This window comes from Campylobacter concisus, from assembly GCF_002913045.1.
Classification (GTDB): Bacteria; Campylobacterota; Campylobacteria; order Campylobacterales; family Campylobacteraceae; genus Campylobacter_A; species Campylobacter_A concisus_AP.
Genome location: NZ_PPAF01000020.1, coordinates 1 through 17542, shown reverse-complemented (window position 1 = coordinate 17542; position 17542 = coordinate 1). Strand labels below are relative to the sequence as shown.

Here is a 17542-nt window from a genome sequence, read left to right as displayed (position 1 = left end):
ATTTCTAAATTTAGCTTTGGCAAAATCTAAAATTTTACCAAGCTAAAAATTTAACCTTAAAATCATAAGGTTAAATAGCGTTTAATGTAGTTTATTACCAAACCGTGCAAAGAACCTCGCCGCCAACGCCAGCTTTACTTGCTTCAATACCGCTCATAACGCCTTTGCTTGTGCTAACGATAACTGTTCCGTAACCATTTTTAAAACGCTTAATGTCGTCTTTACCTTGATAAACGCGGCGACCAGGTTTTGAAACCCTTTTAAGCTCGTTTATAACGCTTCTGCCGTACTCATCATACTTTAAAACTACGTTTATAAATTTCTTGTTACCTTCTTCGATAACGTTGTAGCTCTCTACATAGCCTTTTGCTGCAAGGATAGAAAGAGTAGCCTCAACAACCTTAGAATGAAGCAATTTCGCAGTCTCAAGTCTTCTCATACTTGCATTTCTAATGCGTGTTAATCCATCTGATATTAAATCGTTCAACATTTCTCTTCCTTACCAACTTGCTTTTTTAAGACCAGGTATTAGGCCTTCGTTAGCCATTTTTCTTAGGCAAACACGGCAAATTCCAAAATCTTTATAAACAGAGTGCGGACGACCACAAATTTGGCATCTAGTATAGCCGCGAACCGCAAATTTTGGCTTGCGTGCAGCTTTTGCTATCATTGATTTCTTTGCCATTTTACTTTCCTTTTGCAAACGGCACACCAAATAGCTCTAGCAATTTGAATGCCTCTTTATCGTTTTTAGCCGTAGTAGCAATCGTAATATTCATACCATGAGTTCGTAAAATTTTATCATACTCAACCTCTGGAAACATTAGCTGCTCGCTAAGACCAAAGTTATAGTTTCCACGTCCGTCAAAGCCATTTTTTGGAAGACCACGGAAGTCTTTAACTCTTGGAAGAGCAACGCTGATTAGCTTATCTAAGAAAGCATACATTTGCTCTTTTCTCAAAGTTACTTTGATACCAACAGGGAAACCTTCGCGAACTTTAAAGCCAGCAACTGATTTTTTAGCATCAGTGATAACTGCTTTTTGTCCAGCGATAAGTGAAATGGTATCAGCCATATTTTGAAGCACTTTCTGATCTTTCGCAGAGTCTCCAGCACCTACACTGATCACGATCTTCTCGAGCGCAGGGATAAGCATTGGATTTTTGATGTCAAATTCTTTTACGAGAGCTGGCTTGATAGTTTCGTTAAATTTATCTTTTAATCTACTCATATCTCTTATCCTTCAACTTTCGCGACATTTGATATGTCAATTGGCATCTCTTTATTTACGTGACCACCATTTGGAGTTTTTTCGCTTGGTTTGATAGCTTTTTTAGCTATTTTGCATCCCTCAACTATAACCTGACCTTTTTTTGCAAGAACTGCTAAAATTTTACCAGTTTTGCCTTTATCGTCACCAGCGATGATCTTAACGGTATCGCCTTTTTTGACTTTAAATTTTACATTAGCCATTATAAAACCTCCGGAGCTAGCGAAACAATTTTCATAAAGTTAGCATATCTAACTTCACGTCCAACTGGTCCAAAAATACGAGTGCCGACTGGCTCTTTTTTGCTATCAAGTATAACAGCCGCATTCTCGTCAAAGCGGATTAGCGAACCATTATCTCTTTGAACCTCTTTTTTAGTTCTTACAACAACAGCTTTGACAACCTGTCCTTTTTTGATCTTTCCATTTGGAAGAGCTTTTTTAACAGAGCAAACTATGATATCGCCAAGTGTAGCGTATCTTCTTTTGCTACCACCAAGAACTTTTATACACATTAACTCTTTTGCACCACTATTATCAGCAACTGCAAGTCTTGTAAAACTTTGAATCATTACTCAACTCCCTTTGCTAATACAGCTTTTAAGCGAAAATTCTTGCGAGCTGAAAGTGGTCTGCACTCAATCGCAACAACTGTATCGCCTGCTCTTGTCTCATTTTTCTCATCATGAACCAAATACTTTTTAAAGCGTTTTACAAATTTATGGTATCTTGGATGCATAACGCGTCTTTCTACCAAAATAGTAGCTGTTTTATCTCCAGCTTTTTGTAAAACAACACCTTGAATTTCTCTTTTTAATGCCATTTTACGCCCCTTGTCTTGTTGCACTAATTGCAGTGTTGATCTGAGCTATCTCTTTGCGAACAGCACTAATCTCATTAGGGTTGCTTAACTGCATAGTTTTTAGCTTTTGTTTAAGTGTAAATAAAAGCACCTTTTTCTCTTTTAGCAACGCGTTTAATTCTGCAACGCTCTTATCTTTTAACTCAGTATATTTCATTTTCACTCTCTCGCGTTACAAATTTTGATTTGAAAGGAAGTTTGTGTAGAGCCAAAGTTAAAGCTTCACGAGCTAACTCTTCGCTAACACCAGCCATTTCAAATATTATACGACCAGGTTTGATATTCATAACCCACTCTTCAACTCCAGCCTTACCTTTACCCATACGAGTTTGTAGAGGTTTTTTAGTAAGTGGCTTATCAGGGAAAACCCTAATCCAAATTTTAGCCTGTCTTTTTACGTGACGAGTTAGAGCTTGACGAGCAGCTTCTATTTGGCGTGAATTTATTCTACCAGCTTCAACAGCCTTAAGTGCAAATTCGCCAGTTGCTAAAGATGCTCCACGAGTCGCATAACCACGGTTGCGACCTTTCATTTGCTTACGAAATTTCGTTCTTTTAGGCATCAACATAATTATTTACCTCTTCTTGCTCTACGTGTTTTCTTAGGCGCCTCTTCTTCAGTTTTCTCAGGCTGAACACCTTTTTGAAGAACCTCACCTTTAAAAATCCATACTTTAATACCTATGTTTCCATAAGTCGTATGAGCCTCAGCTACACCGTAATCTATCTTTGCTCTAAGAGTATGAAGCGGAACGCGACCTTCTAGATACCACTCGGTTCTTGCCATCTCAGCGCCACCTAAACGACCAGCAACTGAAATTTTGATACCTTTAGCGCCTGATTTTTGAGCACCTTGGATAACTTTTTTCATAGCACGTCTAAATGCGACACGCTTTTCAAGTTGCATAGCTACGTTTTCAGCAGCAAGTTGAGCTGAAGCTTGAGCTTTTCTTTCTTCTTTGATATTTACATTTACTTCTTTGCCGATAAGCTTACTAACTTCGTTCTTTAGGTTTTCAACATCTTGGCCTTTTTTGCCGATGATGATACCAGGACGAGCTGCAACTACGGTTACACGAAGCTTTTTAGCCGTTCTTTCGATTAAAATTTGGCTAATTCCTGCATAGTAAAGTTTTTTCTTTAAAAATGCACGAATTTTGTAATCTTCACCGATATTTTCAGGAAGACTTTGTTTGGTTGGAAACCATCTAGATTCCCAGTTGCGGTTAATTCCTAGTCTAAGACCTATTGGATTTACTTTTTGTCCCATATTATGCTTCCTTCTTTTCAGGTTTAGATACTTCTACCATTACATGAGAAGTAGGTTTGCGAATTTTGCTCGCTGTTCCTCTTGCTCTTGGTCTAAATCTCTTTAATACAGGACCAGCGTCAACGCGGCAACTAGTTACTACAACCTCTTCTGGCTCAAATCCGCCATTTGCTACTGCTGAGCTAATAGCGTTTGCTATAAATTTAGCACCACGATTTGGCATAAATTGCAAGCTTGCAAGTGCTAGCTCGGCATTCATACCTTGAACTTCTCTTGCTATAAGTCTTGCTTTTGTAGGAGAAAGTCTTACGAATTTTATAATTGCTTTACTCATATTATCTCCCCTTACTTGCCGATTTTCTTTTGCACTGAGCCTTTGTGACCCTTAAATGTGCGTGTTGGAGCAAATTCGCCAAGTTTATAGCCTATATGATTTTCTGTAACATATACAGGAATAAAGCTCTTGCCATTATGAACGTTAAATGTTAGTCCAATCATTTCAGGTACAATCGTGCTACGTCTTGACCAAGTCTTGATTGGTTTGTTATCGTTTGCATTTTTTGCGGCAATAACTTTTTTCATTACATGATCATCTACGAAAGGACCTTTTTTGAGTGATCTTGCCATCTCTATTTTCCTTTCCTTCTTGAAATTATAAGCTTATCGCTAGCTTTTTTACGGCGAGTCTTAGCACCTTTAGTTGGTTTACCCCATGGAGTAACTGGGTGACGGCCTGAATTTTTCTTACCTTCACCACCGCCGTGTGGGTGATCGACTGGGTTCATAGCAGAACCACGTGTTTGTGGGCGGATACCGCGGTGGCGATTACGTCCGGCCTTACCGATAGTGATGTTAGCCCAGTCTTCGTTACCAACTACACCAATACTTGCCATACACTCAGCTAGCACTTGTCTCATCTCGCCACTTGGCATTCTTAAGATGACATACTTCTCTTCTTTACCCATTAGCTGAGCATAACCACCAGCCGAACGAGCTATCTGAGCGCCTTTGCCAGGTTTTAGCTCTACGTTATGAACGATAGTACCAACTGGGATAAATCTTAGTTTCATAGCGTTACCTGGCTTAATATCTAGTGAGCCCTCATCGATAGATGCGATAACATCGCCAACATTTAGGCCATTTGGTCTAATGATATAGCGCTTTTCGCCATCTTTATAAGCTATAAGAGCGATACGGCAGTTTCTATTTGGATCGTATTCGATCGCTTCAACTTTACCTTCTATACCAAATTTACGACGTTTGAAGTCGATGATACGATAAAGTTTTTTTGCACCTGCCTCTTTATGTCTTGAAGTTATACGGCCATTGTTATTTCTACCGCCAGATGCAGGTAGTTTAACAAGCAAGCTTCTAACGCTTGGTTTAGCTGTTATATCTTCAGAGCTTAGTCCAGTGATATATCTGCGACTAGGTGTATATGGTTTATATGATTTTATAGCCATCTTACGCCTCCGTATTTTCTAGGCTTACGCCTTCAGGTAACTTAACGTAGAATTTCTTTATCTCGTCACGTTGGCCTGCTCTTCCTCTAAAACGCTTAACCTTGCCGCTAATTCTAAGTGAATTTACGCGAACAGGCGTTACTCCAAAATACTCTTGTAAAACCGCTTTTAAGCTGTTTTTTGTAACTCTTGGTGAAGTTTGGATAACAACAACGCCTTGTTCTTGAAGGCCTAGAGTTTTTTCTGTATAAATAATTGTTTTGATATCAGTTATATCCGCCATTTTAGCCCTCTTTTGTTATAGTTTTTAGTGCAGCTTTTTCAATAATAACCGAACTAAATGTAGAGACAAGATAAGCATTTACCTCATTTGCATCTACTACATAGCAGTTTGCTAAATTTCTAAAAGCAAGTAGTGTTTTATCGTCTAGTAAATCTTTAACGATAAGCGCGTCTTTTACTTTTAAATTTTTGATGATATTAGCTGCATCTTTTGTCTTTCCAGACTCGATTGAGATGCTATCTACTGCGAAAATTTTACCATCTTGTGCTTTTACTGCCAAAGCGTACTCAAGAGCTAGTCTTTTTTGTTTTTTATTGACTTTTTGAAAATAGTTTTTCTCGTTTGTTGGACCAAATGCAACTGCACCGCCTACCCAAACGTTAGTTCTAGTTGAACCCGCTCTTGCACCACCACGTCCTTTTTGTCTCCATGGTTTTTTACCACCGCCGCTTACAAAAGCACGGCTTTTAGTATGAGCCGAATTTGCTCTTATACCAGCAAGGTAAGATTTTACATAAAGATATAGGTTGTGCGGATTTACTTCAGCGTAGCTTGCAGGAAGCTCTAGCTCGCCTGAATTTTCAAATTTATCGTTTAATACGTGAATTTTACTCATTTTACAATCCTTATTTTACCCATTGCACCATTGTGACCAGGAACGCAACCTTTTACAACTACGATGCTATTTTGAGCGTCAAAGCTTATTAGCTCGTTTTTAACAGTAACTTTCTCATTGCCCATGTGTCCTGCCATTTTCATACCTGGTTGAACACGACCTGGCCATTCGCAGTTACCAATTGAACCGTGGCGTCTGTGGAAACGTGAGCCATGGCTTTTTGGACCACCACCAAAACCATGTCTTTTTACCACGCCTTGGTAGCCTCTACCTTTTGAGTTAAAGCTAACTTTTAAAATTTTAGCCTCGTTTAATGGTGTAAAGTCTAGGTTTCCAACTTCGCTATTAGCTACTTCAAGCGTAGCAAATTTGTTAAATTCTGCTGTCAGATTGTATTTTTTTTGCTGACCAGCGATAGCTTTGTTGTTCGCTTTAGTGTGGGCATACGCTACGATAGCACGTTTGTTTTCGTCGATCTCACATACTTTAGCCTCAACTAGCTTAAGTAGTGTAACTGGCGTACTCTTCGTGGCAATCGTTCTACTCATGCCTATTTTTTCTACAATATATTCCATACTCTTATCCTTTTGTCCGCTTATTTCATCGCACGAACTTCGACATTAACTTCTGGAGCCAGGTCGAGTTTTGTTAGGCTATCTACAGTTTCTGGAGTAGCAGCTACGATGTCAAGCATACGAGCGTGTATTCTCATCTCAAACTGCTCACGTGAGTCTTTGTTGATGTGTGGAGATTTTAAGACTGTATAGCGTTTGATCTTTGTAGGCATTGGTACCGGGCCACGAACGTCGGCACCTGTTCGTTTGACAGCTTCTACGATTGCTGCAACAGTGCGGTCTAGAACTCTATGGTCGTAAGCTTTTAGCTTTAACCTGATTCTTTCCATGTGTTTTCCTTTAAAAAGAACTTGTCGCAAACTCGCGACCTCTTTACATCAAAATAACTCGCATAGGATCAAGCGATCGTACGAGCAAAGACGCTTGTCTTTTTCGTAAAGAGAACGCGATTTTACAAAAAAGCTATTATAGTTGTCAAGAAAAACATTATTTTTTGATGAATTTTGATTAATTATTTCCTTTTAATAAGGAAAATATAAAATTTAAAAAGATAAGATTCCAAGAAATTAAAATTTTAAAGAGAAAAGATGCCGATCTTTAATTCAAAATTCTTATTAACTCAAGAACAAGACGAAGAAAAGCTTAAAAAGCGTTATATAAATTTGCAAATATATCAGGCAAAAGCTAGCGACATTAAGAGCTTCAAAGAAGAGAAATTTCAAACGCAGTTTCTAAAAGATATCTTTGAAAACTGCCTTGGCTACACTTTGGACACTACTAATCCTACAAATTTCAATCTTGAACGTGAGAAAAAGAACGAAACTGATGGCAAAAAAGCGGATGGGGTGATACTTATAAATGGCGAAGTTAGATGCGTGATCGAGCTAAAAGATCAGACCACACAGCATCTTGATAAAACTCCGTCCAACCGCGAGCTTAGCCCAGTAGATCAAGCTTTTCGCTATTTTATCTCACATGAAAATGCCAAATATGTCGTTGTTTCAAATTTTAACGAACTGCGCTTTTACATCGGCAATAAAACAACATTTGAAAAATTTGACCTTTTTACAGCAAGCTTTGAGGAGTTTAAGAAGCTTCATTTACTGCTTAGCTTTGAGGGCATTAGCACGGATCTGCCGTTAAAGCTAAAAGAGAAATTTGCCACTCACGAGCGCGAAATTTCAAATAAATTTTATAAAGACTTTAGCGCATTTAGACTTGCTCTTTTCAAAAATATTTGCAAAAACAATGCTAGTATTGATAAAAATAGGCTTTTAAGCCTGACCCAAAAACTATGTGATAGGTTTGTCTTTATACTATTTGCCGAAGACCGCGGACTACTAAGACTTCGCACGATAGCCGAGATAAAAGATAAATTTCAAAACCAAGTTACTGAGCTTAGTTTTTATGACTTTTACAAAATTTACTTTAAAGCCATCGATGAAGGCAGTGAACGTCTTGATATCAAACGCTACAATGGCGGACTTTTTGCCACAGATACTGAGCTTGATACACTAAAGATAGACGATAGCGTGCTTGAAGCGCAGTTTTTAAGTGACTATGACTTTTTAAGCGACATCGGCGTAAATATCCTAGGACATATCTTTGAAAGCTCACTAAACGACCTTGAAGAGCTAAATGCGCAAATAAATGGTAATGAATTTGATGCCAAACAGAGCAAACGTAAAAAAGATGGCATATTTTATACGCCAGAGTTTATAACAGAATTTATAGTTGAAAATTCGCTTGGTGCGCTTTGTAAAGCCCAAAAAGATGAGCTAGGGCTTGATCTAAATGAGCTATTAGCACCAAAAAATCCCAAAAAATTAACCAAAGCAGAAAGTGAGATCAAAGATAAAATTTACGCTTACCGCGAGTGGCTCTTGTCTCTTAAGATACTTGATCCAGCTTGTGGCTCTGGTGCGTTTTTAAACCAAGCTTTAGAATTTCTCATTAGCGAACATGGCGCATTAGACACTTACCGCAAAGTATATGAGGGCGAGGGCTTGGGACTTTACGATATAGAAAGCACTATTTTAGAAAACAATCTTTACGGCGTAGATATAAATGCCGATGCGGCCGAGATCGCTAGGCTATCTCTTTGGCTCCGCACAGCTGCAAAGGGGCGAGTTTTGACAGATCTTAGTAAAAATTTAGTAGCAGCAAACTCGCTTTTAGAATTTCCTTTTGACTTTAAATTTGATGTCGTTATCAGCAATCCTCCCTATGTCAGACAAGAGGCGATAAAAGAGCAAAAGCCTGCCTTACAAGAATATAAAGTTTATAGTGGCACGGCTGATTTGTTTGTCTATTTTTATGAGCTTGGCATTACACATCTAAAAGAAAATGGGCTTTTAGGTTTTATATGTTCAAATAAATTTTTCCGTGCCAGCTATGGTGAAAATTTACGTAAATTTATACTAGAAAATACGCAAATAACACACATTATTGATTTTACTGGGGTTAAAGTTTTTGAAGATGCGAGCGTAGATAGTGCGGTTACTATTTTTAGAAAAATAAGAGCTGGTGAAAATTCAAAATTTAATTTCCTAGCCTCAAGCACCATAAATTTAAAAACGCAAAAATTTATCCAAATACCACAATCCACGCTAAACGAAACAAATTTCACTTTCCTAGATAGCAGCAAATTTGAACTAAAAAGCAAGATCGAAAAAGTCGCAAAGCCATTAAAAGATTGGGGTGTGAATATCAATTATGGTGTCAAAACTGGACTAAACGAAGCATTTATCATCGACGATAGCACTCGTGATAAAATTTTAAATAACTGCTTTGGAGAAGAAAGAGAACAGACACAAAAGCTCATTAGGCCGATCTTAAGGGGTCGAGATATAAAGCGTTATGACTATGAGTGGGCTGGGCTATGGCTCATTTGCACATTTCCGGCATTAAAGATAGATATTGAAAATTTTCCAAGTCTTAAGGAATATTTACAAAATTTCTTGCCTTATATAGCACAAAGTGGCGAAACTATAAATGGTAAAAAATGCCGTAAAAAAACATCAAATAAATGGTTTGAGACGCAAGACAACATCGCTTATTATGAGGAATTTGAAAAAGAGAAAATTTTATGCGCCAGAATGGTGCAAAGCCCAAAATTTGCTTACGATGCAAATAATAATATTCCAGACAATACTGCATATTGCATAACTGGCGAAAATCTAAAATTTTTATTAGCCTTTTTAAATTCAACAGCTGTTTATAAAATTTTCAACTTTTTCTATGCTGGAGGCGGACTTGAAGGCGAAATAAAAATAAATCGCTTAGAGATTTTACCTATCCCACAAATCACGCCACAAAATGAAAATTTAGCAAACGAGATAATAAATTTGGTCGATGAAATTTTAAAAGCTAATGAAAAAATCAAGCTTTATGAGAAGCACATGCCTACTTTAAGCCTTGATGAAAAGCTAAAAGCCAAAGAAAATATCGACACGCTAAACGACAAAATCAAGGCAAGTGACGAAAAAATAGACAAACTTGTTTTTGAGCTTTATGAACTAACAAGCGATGAGATCGCGCTTATAACAAGGGGGGGGGAATTGACGGTATAGTAAAAATTTACATATACATCTTACAAAGGGGAGAAAATGAACCAATTAGAGCTTTATTACAATCAGCCGCTTAAATCAAGTAAATTTATCCCCAGAAAATACGAAATCATCTCGCCAAAAACGCTTATAATAGGCGCCATTTCAAGTGGCAAAACAGCCCTTGTTTATGAGTTTTTGAGCCATTATAAAAGCGAAGAGAGACTTTATGTAAATTTAGACGATCTAAGGATAGATAGAACCTTGCTTTTAGCAAATTTGAAAGAATTTTTAGAAAAAAATACCCAGATAAAGGTTCTTGCAGTTGAAAATTTACAAGCTACTGACCTTACAAATTTAGGCTTTTTAAAGGGCGCAACACTTGAAAATATCATACTTACAAGCAAGGAATTTTCACTCACGATTGACGGCTTTGCTCGTATAAATTTAAACTATCTCGACTACGAGGAATTTATACTATTTTTTAAGAAAAATTTGGATCAAGACCTGCTTTTTAGCTACTTTTTGGCTCACGGCAACGAGATAGCAAGTGCTTTTTTGGACTCGAGTGAGGTCACAGCGCACTTGCAGCAGCTCTTAAAAGCAAATTTAAGCGAGCAAAGCATTGCGATTTTAAAAGAATGTGCTCCAAAATGCCACGATGTGCTTAGTACTTTTGGTATCTACAAAAACCTAAAAGAGCAGATGAAAATCTCAAAAGATAGTGTCTATAACGCGGTAACCAGCCTTAATGAAAATGGCTTTATAGAATTAGTACCAAATTTAGATGAGAGCAGCACGAGCAAAAAGCTCTACTTTACAAATTTTGCACTTCGTAATGCTTTGTATCTAAAAAAGGACTTTTTGGCTGTCTTTGCAAATGTAGTTTTTTGCGAATTGCTTAAATTTAAAGATGAAATTTACTATACAAAAGAGATTGATTTCTTCCTTAATAAAAGGAAGATCGCGATCATCTGTGTGCCGTTTTCTGCACCAGAGATCATCTTTTTGAAATTTAAAAAACTCCACGCAAGCTTAAAAGAACTGAGTGTAAGTAAGCTTCAGATAATCAGCGTCGCAAACCAAGCTGAGCTTAGCTTTGAGGGCATAAAATGCGAAATTTTGCCCTTTTCTAGGTGGAGTCTAGGTTTATAAATTTAAACCTTTATTTGATTATTGTTTTAAAAGCTTAAAGTAAAGAAGCTATAATCAAAAAAACTATGAAGGACAGACATGAGAGCATTTATTGGGATTTTTATACTTATAGTAAGCCTATTTGGCTATGAGATAAATCACGAAAACTGGGCAAAATTTTATAAATTTATTGGCGAGGCAAATGGTATAAAATTTGAAGTTTATATGAACTATTTTAAAGATGAATTTGAAAATTTTAAGCAAAGCAAGAGCTTTAAAGTGCCAGCCAAGATAAGCGGACATATCTTTTTTGATGGTACAAAATATGACTACGAAAAAGGCTCTTTTGAGCAAAATAGCAGTGAAATTTCATCGCTAAATGCTGTATCTGATAAGATAAATTTAGACGTTAAAAATGAAAATGGCGAGCTAAAGGGCAAAATAATCGTTAAAAACAAAGCCTATAATGCGACTATCAAAAAAGAAAAAGAGTATGAAATGCTAAATATTGGCATCCAAATGACCGAAGCAAATGGCACGAGATACGAAGCTATAATTAACGACATATTTGCCAAAGAATCGGCTAAAAAAAATAAAAATAAATTACTCTCGACACTTTATGACCTAAAAAGCGAGCGTAAAAAATGGCCAAATAACCAATTTGAAAGCCTAGATAACATCTACTATATAAATGACAAAATAAAAAGCATCTGCACCTATAAAAATAACAAAACTAGCTGCGATGTCGTCTTGCTTAAAACCAACAAAAAGCTAAAGTTAAAGCAGATTTTTAAAGATATGAACGACCCTCACCTAAAAGCAATCCTCGCAACAGCAGGTGTTAGCGAAAATTTTGTACTTTCGCCACTTGGGCTTACCTTTTTAAATGAGGAGCAAATTAGCGTGCCGCTTGATGAGCTAAGACCTTACTTTAGCGATGAAATCGGACTTTAATGGCAAAAATTTGTGGCATAGATGAGGCTGGACGTGGGGCTTTAGCTGGGCCTTTAAGCGTAGCAGCCTGCGTACTTAATAAAGAAATTTCAGGTCTAAACGACTCCAAAAAACTAACCGCAAAAAAGCGTGAGGAACTTTTTAAAGAGATTATAAAAAGCTCAAATTTTCTCATCATTTACTTCTCAAATATGCAAATAGACGAACTTGGGCTAAGTGAGTGCTTAAGACGAGCGCTCAAACTTTTTAAGGCGCATTTTGAGGACTTTGAGATCATTTATGATGGAAATTTAGACTATGGTGTAGGTATCACAACGATGATAAAAGCTGACAGCAAAGTCGCTGGGGTAAGCGCTGCTAGCATATTAGCAAAGGTTAGCCGCGATAGTTTAATGAAAGGCTGGGATAAAATTTACCCAAAGTATGGCTTTGCTGGACACAAAGGATACGGCACAAAGGCGCATCTAGATGCCATTACTAAGTTTGGCTATTCAAGCCTTCATAGAAAAAGCTTTGTAGTAAAATCTTTTGAAAAATCTCTATTTGAAGATTAATTATCTAAGCATCAAATAGATGCCTAGATAACGTCCTTTTTAATGGCAGCCACAACCACAACTACCACTACTTTTAATAGCATCAAATACAGCATCGTAGTTTGGCTCTTCTGTCACTTCAGGGACGATTTGTTTGTGAATTATTACGCCATCATTGATGACAAATACCGCTCTTGCAAGTAGTCCTTTTAGTGGGCCATCGCTCATTAAAACGCCATAGTTTTTAGCAAATTCTCCGTATCTAAAGTCACTTCCTACACGTAAATTTTCTATGCCTTCAGTCGTGCAAAATCTACCCATCGCAAATGGCAAATCATTTGAGATGATGCTAAGTTTTACGCCGTGTTTGCCAGCTACTTTTTCGTTAAATTTACGAGCCTCTGCTGCGCAAACGCCAGTATCAAGTGATGGTAAGCAAACAAGTACTTCTACGCCATTATTTCCGCCTACACTAAACTCGCTAAGATCTTGCACTACGACTTTTGCTTCAGGCGCATAAGAGCCTACGAAGACCTCATTTCCACTTAAATTTACCTCACTACCTTTAAATTTTGTAGTTGCCATATCTATCTCCTTTATTATTTTTTTGCTTTTTTAAATGCTTGATCAAGATCTGCTATTAGATCATCAGCGTTTTCGATACCGATTGCTAAACGAAGCAAGTTTTGCTTTATACCGATCTTATCTAGCACCTCTTTTGGATATGCCTCATGTGTCATCGTCGCAGGCCTGCAAATAAGGCTTTCTACGCCACCAAGACTTACCGCTAGATCAAAAATTTCTAGTGATTTTACAAAATTATTTACATCATATTTTTCATCTAGCTCAAATGAGATGAGAGCACCGATGTTGCTTGCTTGAGCTGCTTGCATCTTCGCCTCTTGCTCGCTATATGAGCCAGCAAAATGCACAACGCTAACGGCGTCATTATTTTGTAAAAATTTGATTATTTTATGGGTATTTTGCGTTTGTCTGTCGAACCTAACGCTAAGCGTTTTAAGCCCACGTATTAGGTAGTAGGCATCCATCGGGCTTATGATGCCACCAAGCGTATTTTTAGCAAATCTTATCTTTTCGGCCAAAGCATCATCGTTTAGCGTGACGATACCAGCGATCACATCAGCGTGTCCACCGATATACTTTGTAGCGCTATAAACCACGATATCAGCTCCATGATCAAGTACTCTTTGATAATAAGGCGTTAAAAATGTGTTATCCACTATGACTAGAGCGCCCTTTTTGTGAGCGATCTTTGAAATTCTAGCGATATCTGTCACTCTTAAGAGAGGATTTGACGGAGTTTCGATGAATATCGCCGCCACGTCGTCACTAATGTCATCTTCGCTTAAAAAATTTAGATCATCTATAAATTCGCTCTTTATGCCATGGCTTTCAAAAACAGTCGTGACATATCTATAAGTGCCACCATAGACATTGCTATTTAGTAGGACCTTTTGCCCTGTTTTTATAAGGCTAAGTGCCGCCGCTGTTGCTGCCATGCCTGAACCAAAGCTAAATGCATATTTGCTGCCTTCAACCTTTGCAAAAATTTCATCAAATGCTTTTTTGGTTGGGTTGCTACCACGCGAATATGCAAATTCTTGAAAATTCTCAAGATCATCTTGCACAAATGTACTTGCTAAAAAAATAGGCGGAATGACAGCTTTATTTGGATTATTTTTAGCTTCAATGCCTTTTACGATCAAGGTGTCAAGTTTCATAAATTTCCTTTTAAAAATTTGTGAAATCTTACATAATAAAGATTAATCTTCCCCAAACCCACCCAAAACGTAGCTAAATCAGTAAGTGGTAGTAACATTTATTTTTAAGAATGCATTTTTTAAATTGCTGGGATAAATTTAAACTTTTGCTCTCTCCCCGCAAGCCTAATAAATTTTTCTTTTTACTCGCCTTTAGCTACATTTTTACCATAAATTTTACTCTACAAGATCAACTTGCCAGTTTGCCTCTTGCAGCTTCATATCTAGCTCTCTGATCTCTTTTGATAGCTCGTCTATTTGCTTTTGAAGCATAGCCACATCAACACTACTTAAAATTTTTATCTCGCTATTTGAGTAAAGATCGACCTTTTGGCTTGCGCTTTTGGCAAATTCCCTAAGCACGCTTACTTTTTGGCTTAGCGTATCTTTTTTAGCGATCATTTCAGTTAGACTCACGCCTTCAAATTTTGCACTTGAGTTTGTTAAATTTATAGCCAAGATCAGTCTAAATAGCTCATCGCTTAGCCCATCAAGCTCTTTTAAAAGAAGCTTTGGATCTTCGCTAGGTCTTTCATTTTCTTGCATTTTTGCATTATCGAGCAACCTACCTTTTAGCTGCTCTAAACGTTTTTGTGTATCAGCTCTTAAAATGAGAGCCTGAGCTAATTTCATCATTTTTCCTTTTGAAATATTAAATTGAGAGAAAATTTCAAATTATATTAGTATCTTTTGGGTTATAATTGATTTAAAATTTTATTTTAAGGAAAAGCTATGAAGTACGATTTTGATACGCTTATTAGCAGAGATGGCACCAACTCATCGAAGTGGCGAATGAAAAACGATGTTTTGCCAATGTGGGTTGCTGATATGGATTTTAAGGCTGCACCTGAAATTTTAAATGCCCTACAAAAGCGTCTTGATAATGGCGTCTTTGGCTACTCATTTATCCCAAAAGAGTGGAACGAAGCGATTAAAGGCTGGTGGAAGAGGCGTCATGATGTTAGCTTTGAAAACGATTGGATGTGCTTTTGCACTGGCGTTATACCAGCGATTTCAACTGCGATTAGAAGATTTAGTAATCCAGGAGATCAAATTTTAGTTCAGGCTCCTGTCTATCATGTATTTTTTAACTGCATAAAAAACAACGGCCGTGAAATTTTATCAAACGACCTTGTCTATAAAGATGGCTCTTATGAGATTGATTTTGAAGACCTTGAGGCAAAGCTAGCTCAGCCACTAACAACTATGATGCTTCTTTGCAATCCTCACAATCCAATAGGAAAAATTTGGGACAAAGAGACGCTTAAAAAAATAGGCGAGCTTTGTTATAAGCACGATGTTTTGGTTATCAGCGATGAGATCCACTGCGACATAACTGATCCTGGGCTAAGCTACGTACCATTTATCAGCGTTAGCGAAGAGTGTAAAAATAACTCAATCACGTGCATCTCACCTACAAAAGCCTTTAATATAGCTGGACTTCAAAGCTCAGCCATCGTCACGCCAAATGAGCAAATACGTGCCAGAATAAATGCAGCTGTAAATTATGATGAGATAGGTGAGGCAAACGCATTTGCGATAACTGCGACAATAGCGGCATTTAATGATAGTCAAATATGGCTTGATGAGCTTAGGGAGTATCTCTTTGAAAACAAAAAAATCGTTATAAATTTCATAAAAGAGCAAAATTTGCCAGTAAAACTTCTGCCATCAAATGCGACTTATCTTTTGTGGCTTGATTGCAGCGCATTTTGCGAGGATTCGAGCGACTTTATGAATTTCTTGCGTGATAAAGCTGGACTTTGGCTAAATGATGGCAATGCTTACAGAGGAGATAGATTTTTCCTCCGTATGAATATCGCAACCCAAAGAGCTAGAGTGCTTGAGGGGCTAAAACGCTTACAAAATGGTATAAATTTATACACTTCAAAAAGATAAATTGAGTAAATTTGGCTGGGTGGCTTTGAAATTTAAGTTACCCTTGCCTAATTAATACAGCTCGGGGCATTTTTGAAACAGTGAACATTGCCCCCACCACCATTTTTTAACATCAAATCAAGTTTTACTGATGAATTTAAAGGCAAGATGACCTACACTAGTTTTTATTTGGTTGCTTTAAATTTAAGTACAAAAACCGCCCAACCACAATGTAGCAGACCGATAAAAGCGAGCATTTTATGCCTTTTTGAAGTGGCAAAGATCGTGTCTGTAGCTTATAAATTTAGCAGTGGTTTAAAATTTTCAACAAAGTAGAAATTTGAAGTTGAGATAGCTCACACTGGCTTTAAATTTAAGAGAAATTGTTTGCTAAAACAAAATTTTGAGCCATTTTTGATGTTACACTTTCTTTTAAAACAAGATAGTTTTTGCTGATAAATTTGATGATTTTAAAAATTTAGATAAAAGTAGAAATTTAAAGGCGGGAAAGTCCCGCCAGATATTATTTATGAAGTTCTTTTGTGTAAAACTCAACTGAGCCAAGGCCTTCCTTTAGTGCCCACTCGTAAGCTTTGCTTACAAATTCCCAGTTTATGTTCTCATAAAATGTCTCTAGGTATTTTGGGCGAGCGTTGAAGTTGTCGATGTAGTAAGCGTGCTCCCAAACATCAACGACTAGAAGTGGCACTTTTCCATCACTCACTGGAGTTTTTGCATTGCTAGTTTGTACGATCTCTAGCTTTTTGCTGCTTGGATCAAATACAAGCCACGCCCAGCCTGAGCCAAAAAGCGTTGTGGCTGCTTTTAGAAATTCCTCTTTAAAATTAGCGAAATTTGCTTCGATCGCAGCTTTTAGCTCGCTTGACATCTCGCTTTTTTTAGCGATGCAGTCCCAGTAAAAGTCGTGGTTATAAACTTGAGCGACATTGTTGTAAAGCCCACCTTCGCTATTTGTTAGAATTTCATAAAAAGATGCGTTGGCAAATTTTGTATCTTTTATAAGATTGTTTAAATTTGCTACGTAAGTTGCATGATGCTTGCCGTAGTGGTATTCACAGGTTTTTGCGCTAACTACTGCATTACTATTTGCATCAAATGGAAGTTTTCTAAGTTCAAACATAATAATTCCTTAATAATAAAATTTGTTGTTTCGTATTATAGCCATAAAAAATTAATAAATAAAAATCTTTTAAATTTAGCCACAAAATATAGGCTAAATTTAAGCAAGACTAAACTTACATTTTTTGGCTGACTTTTAAACTTATAGAAAAGAAAAATTTAGAGCAAAATATCCCATGCATTTGGTTAAATGGATTCAAAAAATTTATTAAATGTAAAAATAAAATAAATTTTA

26 protein-coding genes are annotated in these 17542 nt (G+C 37.1%); 6 read left to right on the top strand and 20 right to left on the bottom strand.

All coding sequences use genetic code 11. From position 1 onward, the window contains the following. Nucleotides 1–94: 94 nt before the first annotated feature. The 16 genes from rpsH to rpsJ are packed head-to-tail and all read right to left on the bottom strand — an operon-like array spanning nt 95 to nt 6668. Complete coding sequence (gene rpsH, locus CYP43_RS02265) at nt 95–490, bottom strand: 30S ribosomal protein S8 (protein ID WP_009295261.1); 396 nt, start codon at nt 488–490, stop codon at nt 95–97. A gap of 9 nt (nt 491–499) precedes the next feature. After that, nucleotides 500–685, bottom strand: a complete 186-nt coding sequence (locus tag CYP43_RS02260; protein ID WP_002941532.1) for a type Z 30S ribosomal protein S14 — start codon at nt 683–685, stop codon at nt 500–502. Nucleotide 686: 1 nt separating this feature from the next. Then, the gene (gene rplE, locus CYP43_RS02255; protein WP_002941643.1) at nt 687–1232 is read right to left on the bottom strand and encodes a 50S ribosomal protein L5; all 546 of its coding nucleotides are present in this window, start codon (nt 1230–1232) and stop codon (nt 687–689) included. Nucleotides 1233–1237: 5 nt separating this feature from the next. Continuing rightward, nucleotides 1238–1474, bottom strand: a complete 237-nt coding sequence (gene rplX / locus CYP43_RS02250; protein ID WP_002941666.1) for a 50S ribosomal protein L24 — start codon at nt 1472–1474, stop codon at nt 1238–1240. Next, nucleotides 1474–1842: a 50S ribosomal protein L14 gene (gene rplN, locus CYP43_RS02245; RefSeq protein ID WP_021091075.1), complete on the bottom strand. Its 369-nt coding sequence runs from the start codon at nt 1840–1842 to the stop codon at nt 1474–1476. The genes rplX and rplN overlap by 1 nt, the downstream gene beginning before the upstream one ends. Continuing rightward, nucleotides 1842–2093 (bottom strand): 30S ribosomal protein S17, encoded by a 252-nt coding sequence (rpsQ, locus tag CYP43_RS02240; protein ID WP_021091107.1) that lies wholly within the window; start codon nt 2091–2093, stop codon nt 1842–1844. The genes rplN and rpsQ overlap by 1 nt, the downstream gene beginning before the upstream one ends. A 1-nt stretch (nt 2094) precedes the next feature. Continuing rightward, the gene (gene rpmC / locus CYP43_RS02235) at nt 2095–2289 is read right to left on the bottom strand and encodes a 50S ribosomal protein L29 (protein WP_087586687.1); all 195 of its coding nucleotides are present in this window, start codon (nt 2287–2289) and stop codon (nt 2095–2097) included. Then, nucleotides 2276–2701, bottom strand: a complete 426-nt coding sequence (gene rplP, locus CYP43_RS02230; RefSeq protein WP_021091116.1) for a 50S ribosomal protein L16 — start codon at nt 2699–2701, stop codon at nt 2276–2278. Before rplP ends, rpmC begins: the two co-directional genes overlap by 14 nt. A gap of 2 nt (nt 2702–2703) precedes the next feature. Then, nucleotides 2704–3402, bottom strand: coding sequence for a 30S ribosomal protein S3 (rpsC, locus tag CYP43_RS02225; protein ID WP_002941650.1), 699 nt, complete (start codon nt 3400–3402; stop codon nt 2704–2706). Nucleotide 3403: 1 nt separating this feature from the next. Further along, nucleotides 3404–3736, bottom strand: coding sequence for a 50S ribosomal protein L22 (gene rplV / locus CYP43_RS02220; RefSeq protein WP_009295259.1), 333 nt, complete (start codon nt 3734–3736; stop codon nt 3404–3406). A gap of 11 nt (nt 3737–3747) precedes the next feature. Then, on the bottom strand, nt 3748–4029 hold the full coding sequence (rpsS, locus tag CYP43_RS02215) for a 30S ribosomal protein S19 (RefSeq protein WP_002941639.1): 282 nt from the start codon (nt 4027–4029) through the stop codon (nt 3748–3750). Nucleotides 4030–4031: 2 nt separating this feature from the next. Then, nucleotides 4032–4865, bottom strand: coding sequence for a 50S ribosomal protein L2 (gene rplB, locus CYP43_RS02210; RefSeq protein ID WP_084041048.1), 834 nt, complete (start codon nt 4863–4865; stop codon nt 4032–4034). 1 nt (nt 4866) lies between these two features. Then, complete coding sequence (locus CYP43_RS02205) at nt 4867–5148, bottom strand: 50S ribosomal protein L23 (protein ID WP_002941535.1); 282 nt, start codon at nt 5146–5148, stop codon at nt 4867–4869. A gap of 1 nt (nt 5149) precedes the next feature. Further along, entirely contained in the window at nt 5150–5764 is a 615-nt protein-coding gene (rplD, locus tag CYP43_RS02200) for a 50S ribosomal protein L4 (protein WP_012140561.1), read from the bottom strand. Next, the gene (rplC, locus tag CYP43_RS02195) at nt 5761–6339 is read right to left on the bottom strand and encodes a 50S ribosomal protein L3 (protein ID WP_103582354.1); all 579 of its coding nucleotides are present in this window, start codon (nt 6337–6339) and stop codon (nt 5761–5763) included. The genes rplD and rplC overlap by 4 nt, the downstream gene beginning before the upstream one ends. A 20-nt stretch (nt 6340–6359) precedes the next feature. Then, nucleotides 6360–6668, bottom strand: a complete 309-nt coding sequence (rpsJ, locus tag CYP43_RS02190; protein ID WP_009295257.1) for a 30S ribosomal protein S10 — start codon at nt 6666–6668, stop codon at nt 6360–6362. A gap of 258 nt (nt 6669–6926) precedes the next feature. Here rpsJ and CYP43_RS02185 point away from each other — a divergent pair, with 258 nt between their 5' ends. The 4 genes from CYP43_RS02185 to CYP43_RS02170 all read left to right on the top strand — a co-directional run bounded on the left by CYP43_RS02185 (nt 6927) and on the right by CYP43_RS02170 (nt 12529). Beyond that, on the top strand, nt 6927–9911 hold the full coding sequence (locus CYP43_RS02185; RefSeq protein ID WP_103582353.1) for an Eco57I restriction-modification methylase domain-containing protein: 2985 nt from the start codon (nt 6927–6929) through the stop codon (nt 9909–9911). A gap of 36 nt (nt 9912–9947) precedes the next feature. Then, nucleotides 9948–11042, top strand: coding sequence for an ATP-binding protein (locus tag CYP43_RS02180; protein WP_103582352.1), 1095 nt, complete (start codon nt 9948–9950; stop codon nt 11040–11042). Nucleotides 11043–11120: 78 nt separating this feature from the next. Next, nucleotides 11121–11975 (top strand): S-adenosylmethionine tRNA ribosyltransferase, encoded by an 855-nt coding sequence (locus tag CYP43_RS02175; protein WP_087578025.1) that lies wholly within the window; start codon nt 11121–11123, stop codon nt 11973–11975. Further along, nucleotides 11975–12529: a ribonuclease HII gene (locus CYP43_RS02170; protein ID WP_103582351.1), complete on the top strand. Its 555-nt coding sequence runs from the start codon at nt 11975–11977 to the stop codon at nt 12527–12529. Before CYP43_RS02175 ends, CYP43_RS02170 begins: the two co-directional genes overlap by 1 nt. Nucleotides 12530–12568: 39 nt before the next feature. Here the strand turns inward: CYP43_RS02170 and tpx are convergent, their stop codons facing one another. The 3 genes from tpx to CYP43_RS02155 all read right to left on the bottom strand — a co-directional run bounded on the left by tpx (nt 12569) and on the right by CYP43_RS02155 (nt 14922). Then, a complete protein-coding gene (gene tpx, locus CYP43_RS02165) occupies nt 12569–13093 on the bottom strand; it encodes a thiol peroxidase (protein ID WP_103582350.1) in 525 nt (174 codons plus the stop codon). A 14-nt stretch (nt 13094–13107) separates the two neighbouring features. Then, entirely contained in the window at nt 13108–14250 is a 1143-nt protein-coding gene (locus CYP43_RS02160; RefSeq protein WP_103582349.1) for a trans-sulfuration enzyme family protein, read from the bottom strand. Nucleotides 14251–14466: 216 nt separating this feature from the next. Beyond that, entirely contained in the window at nt 14467–14922 is a 456-nt protein-coding gene (locus tag CYP43_RS02155) for a DIP1984 family protein (protein WP_103582348.1), read from the bottom strand. A gap of 99 nt (nt 14923–15021) precedes the next feature. On the opposite strand from CYP43_RS02155, the gene CYP43_RS02150 reads away from it, so the two are divergent. After that, entirely contained in the window at nt 15022–16188 is a 1167-nt protein-coding gene (locus tag CYP43_RS02150; RefSeq protein ID WP_103582347.1) for a MalY/PatB family protein, read from the top strand. Nucleotides 16189–16275: 87 nt separating this feature from the next. Further along, the gene (locus tag CYP43_RS02145) at nt 16276–16503 is read left to right on the top strand and encodes a hypothetical protein (protein ID WP_103582346.1); all 228 of its coding nucleotides are present in this window, start codon (nt 16276–16278) and stop codon (nt 16501–16503) included. Between the two features lie 187 nt (nt 16504–16690). Here the strand turns inward: CYP43_RS02145 and sodB are convergent, their stop codons facing one another. Further along, a complete protein-coding gene (gene sodB / locus CYP43_RS02140) occupies nt 16691–17308 on the bottom strand; it encodes a superoxide dismutase [Fe] (RefSeq protein ID WP_072595214.1) in 618 nt (205 codons plus the stop codon). Nucleotides 17309–17542 lie beyond the last annotated feature (234 nt).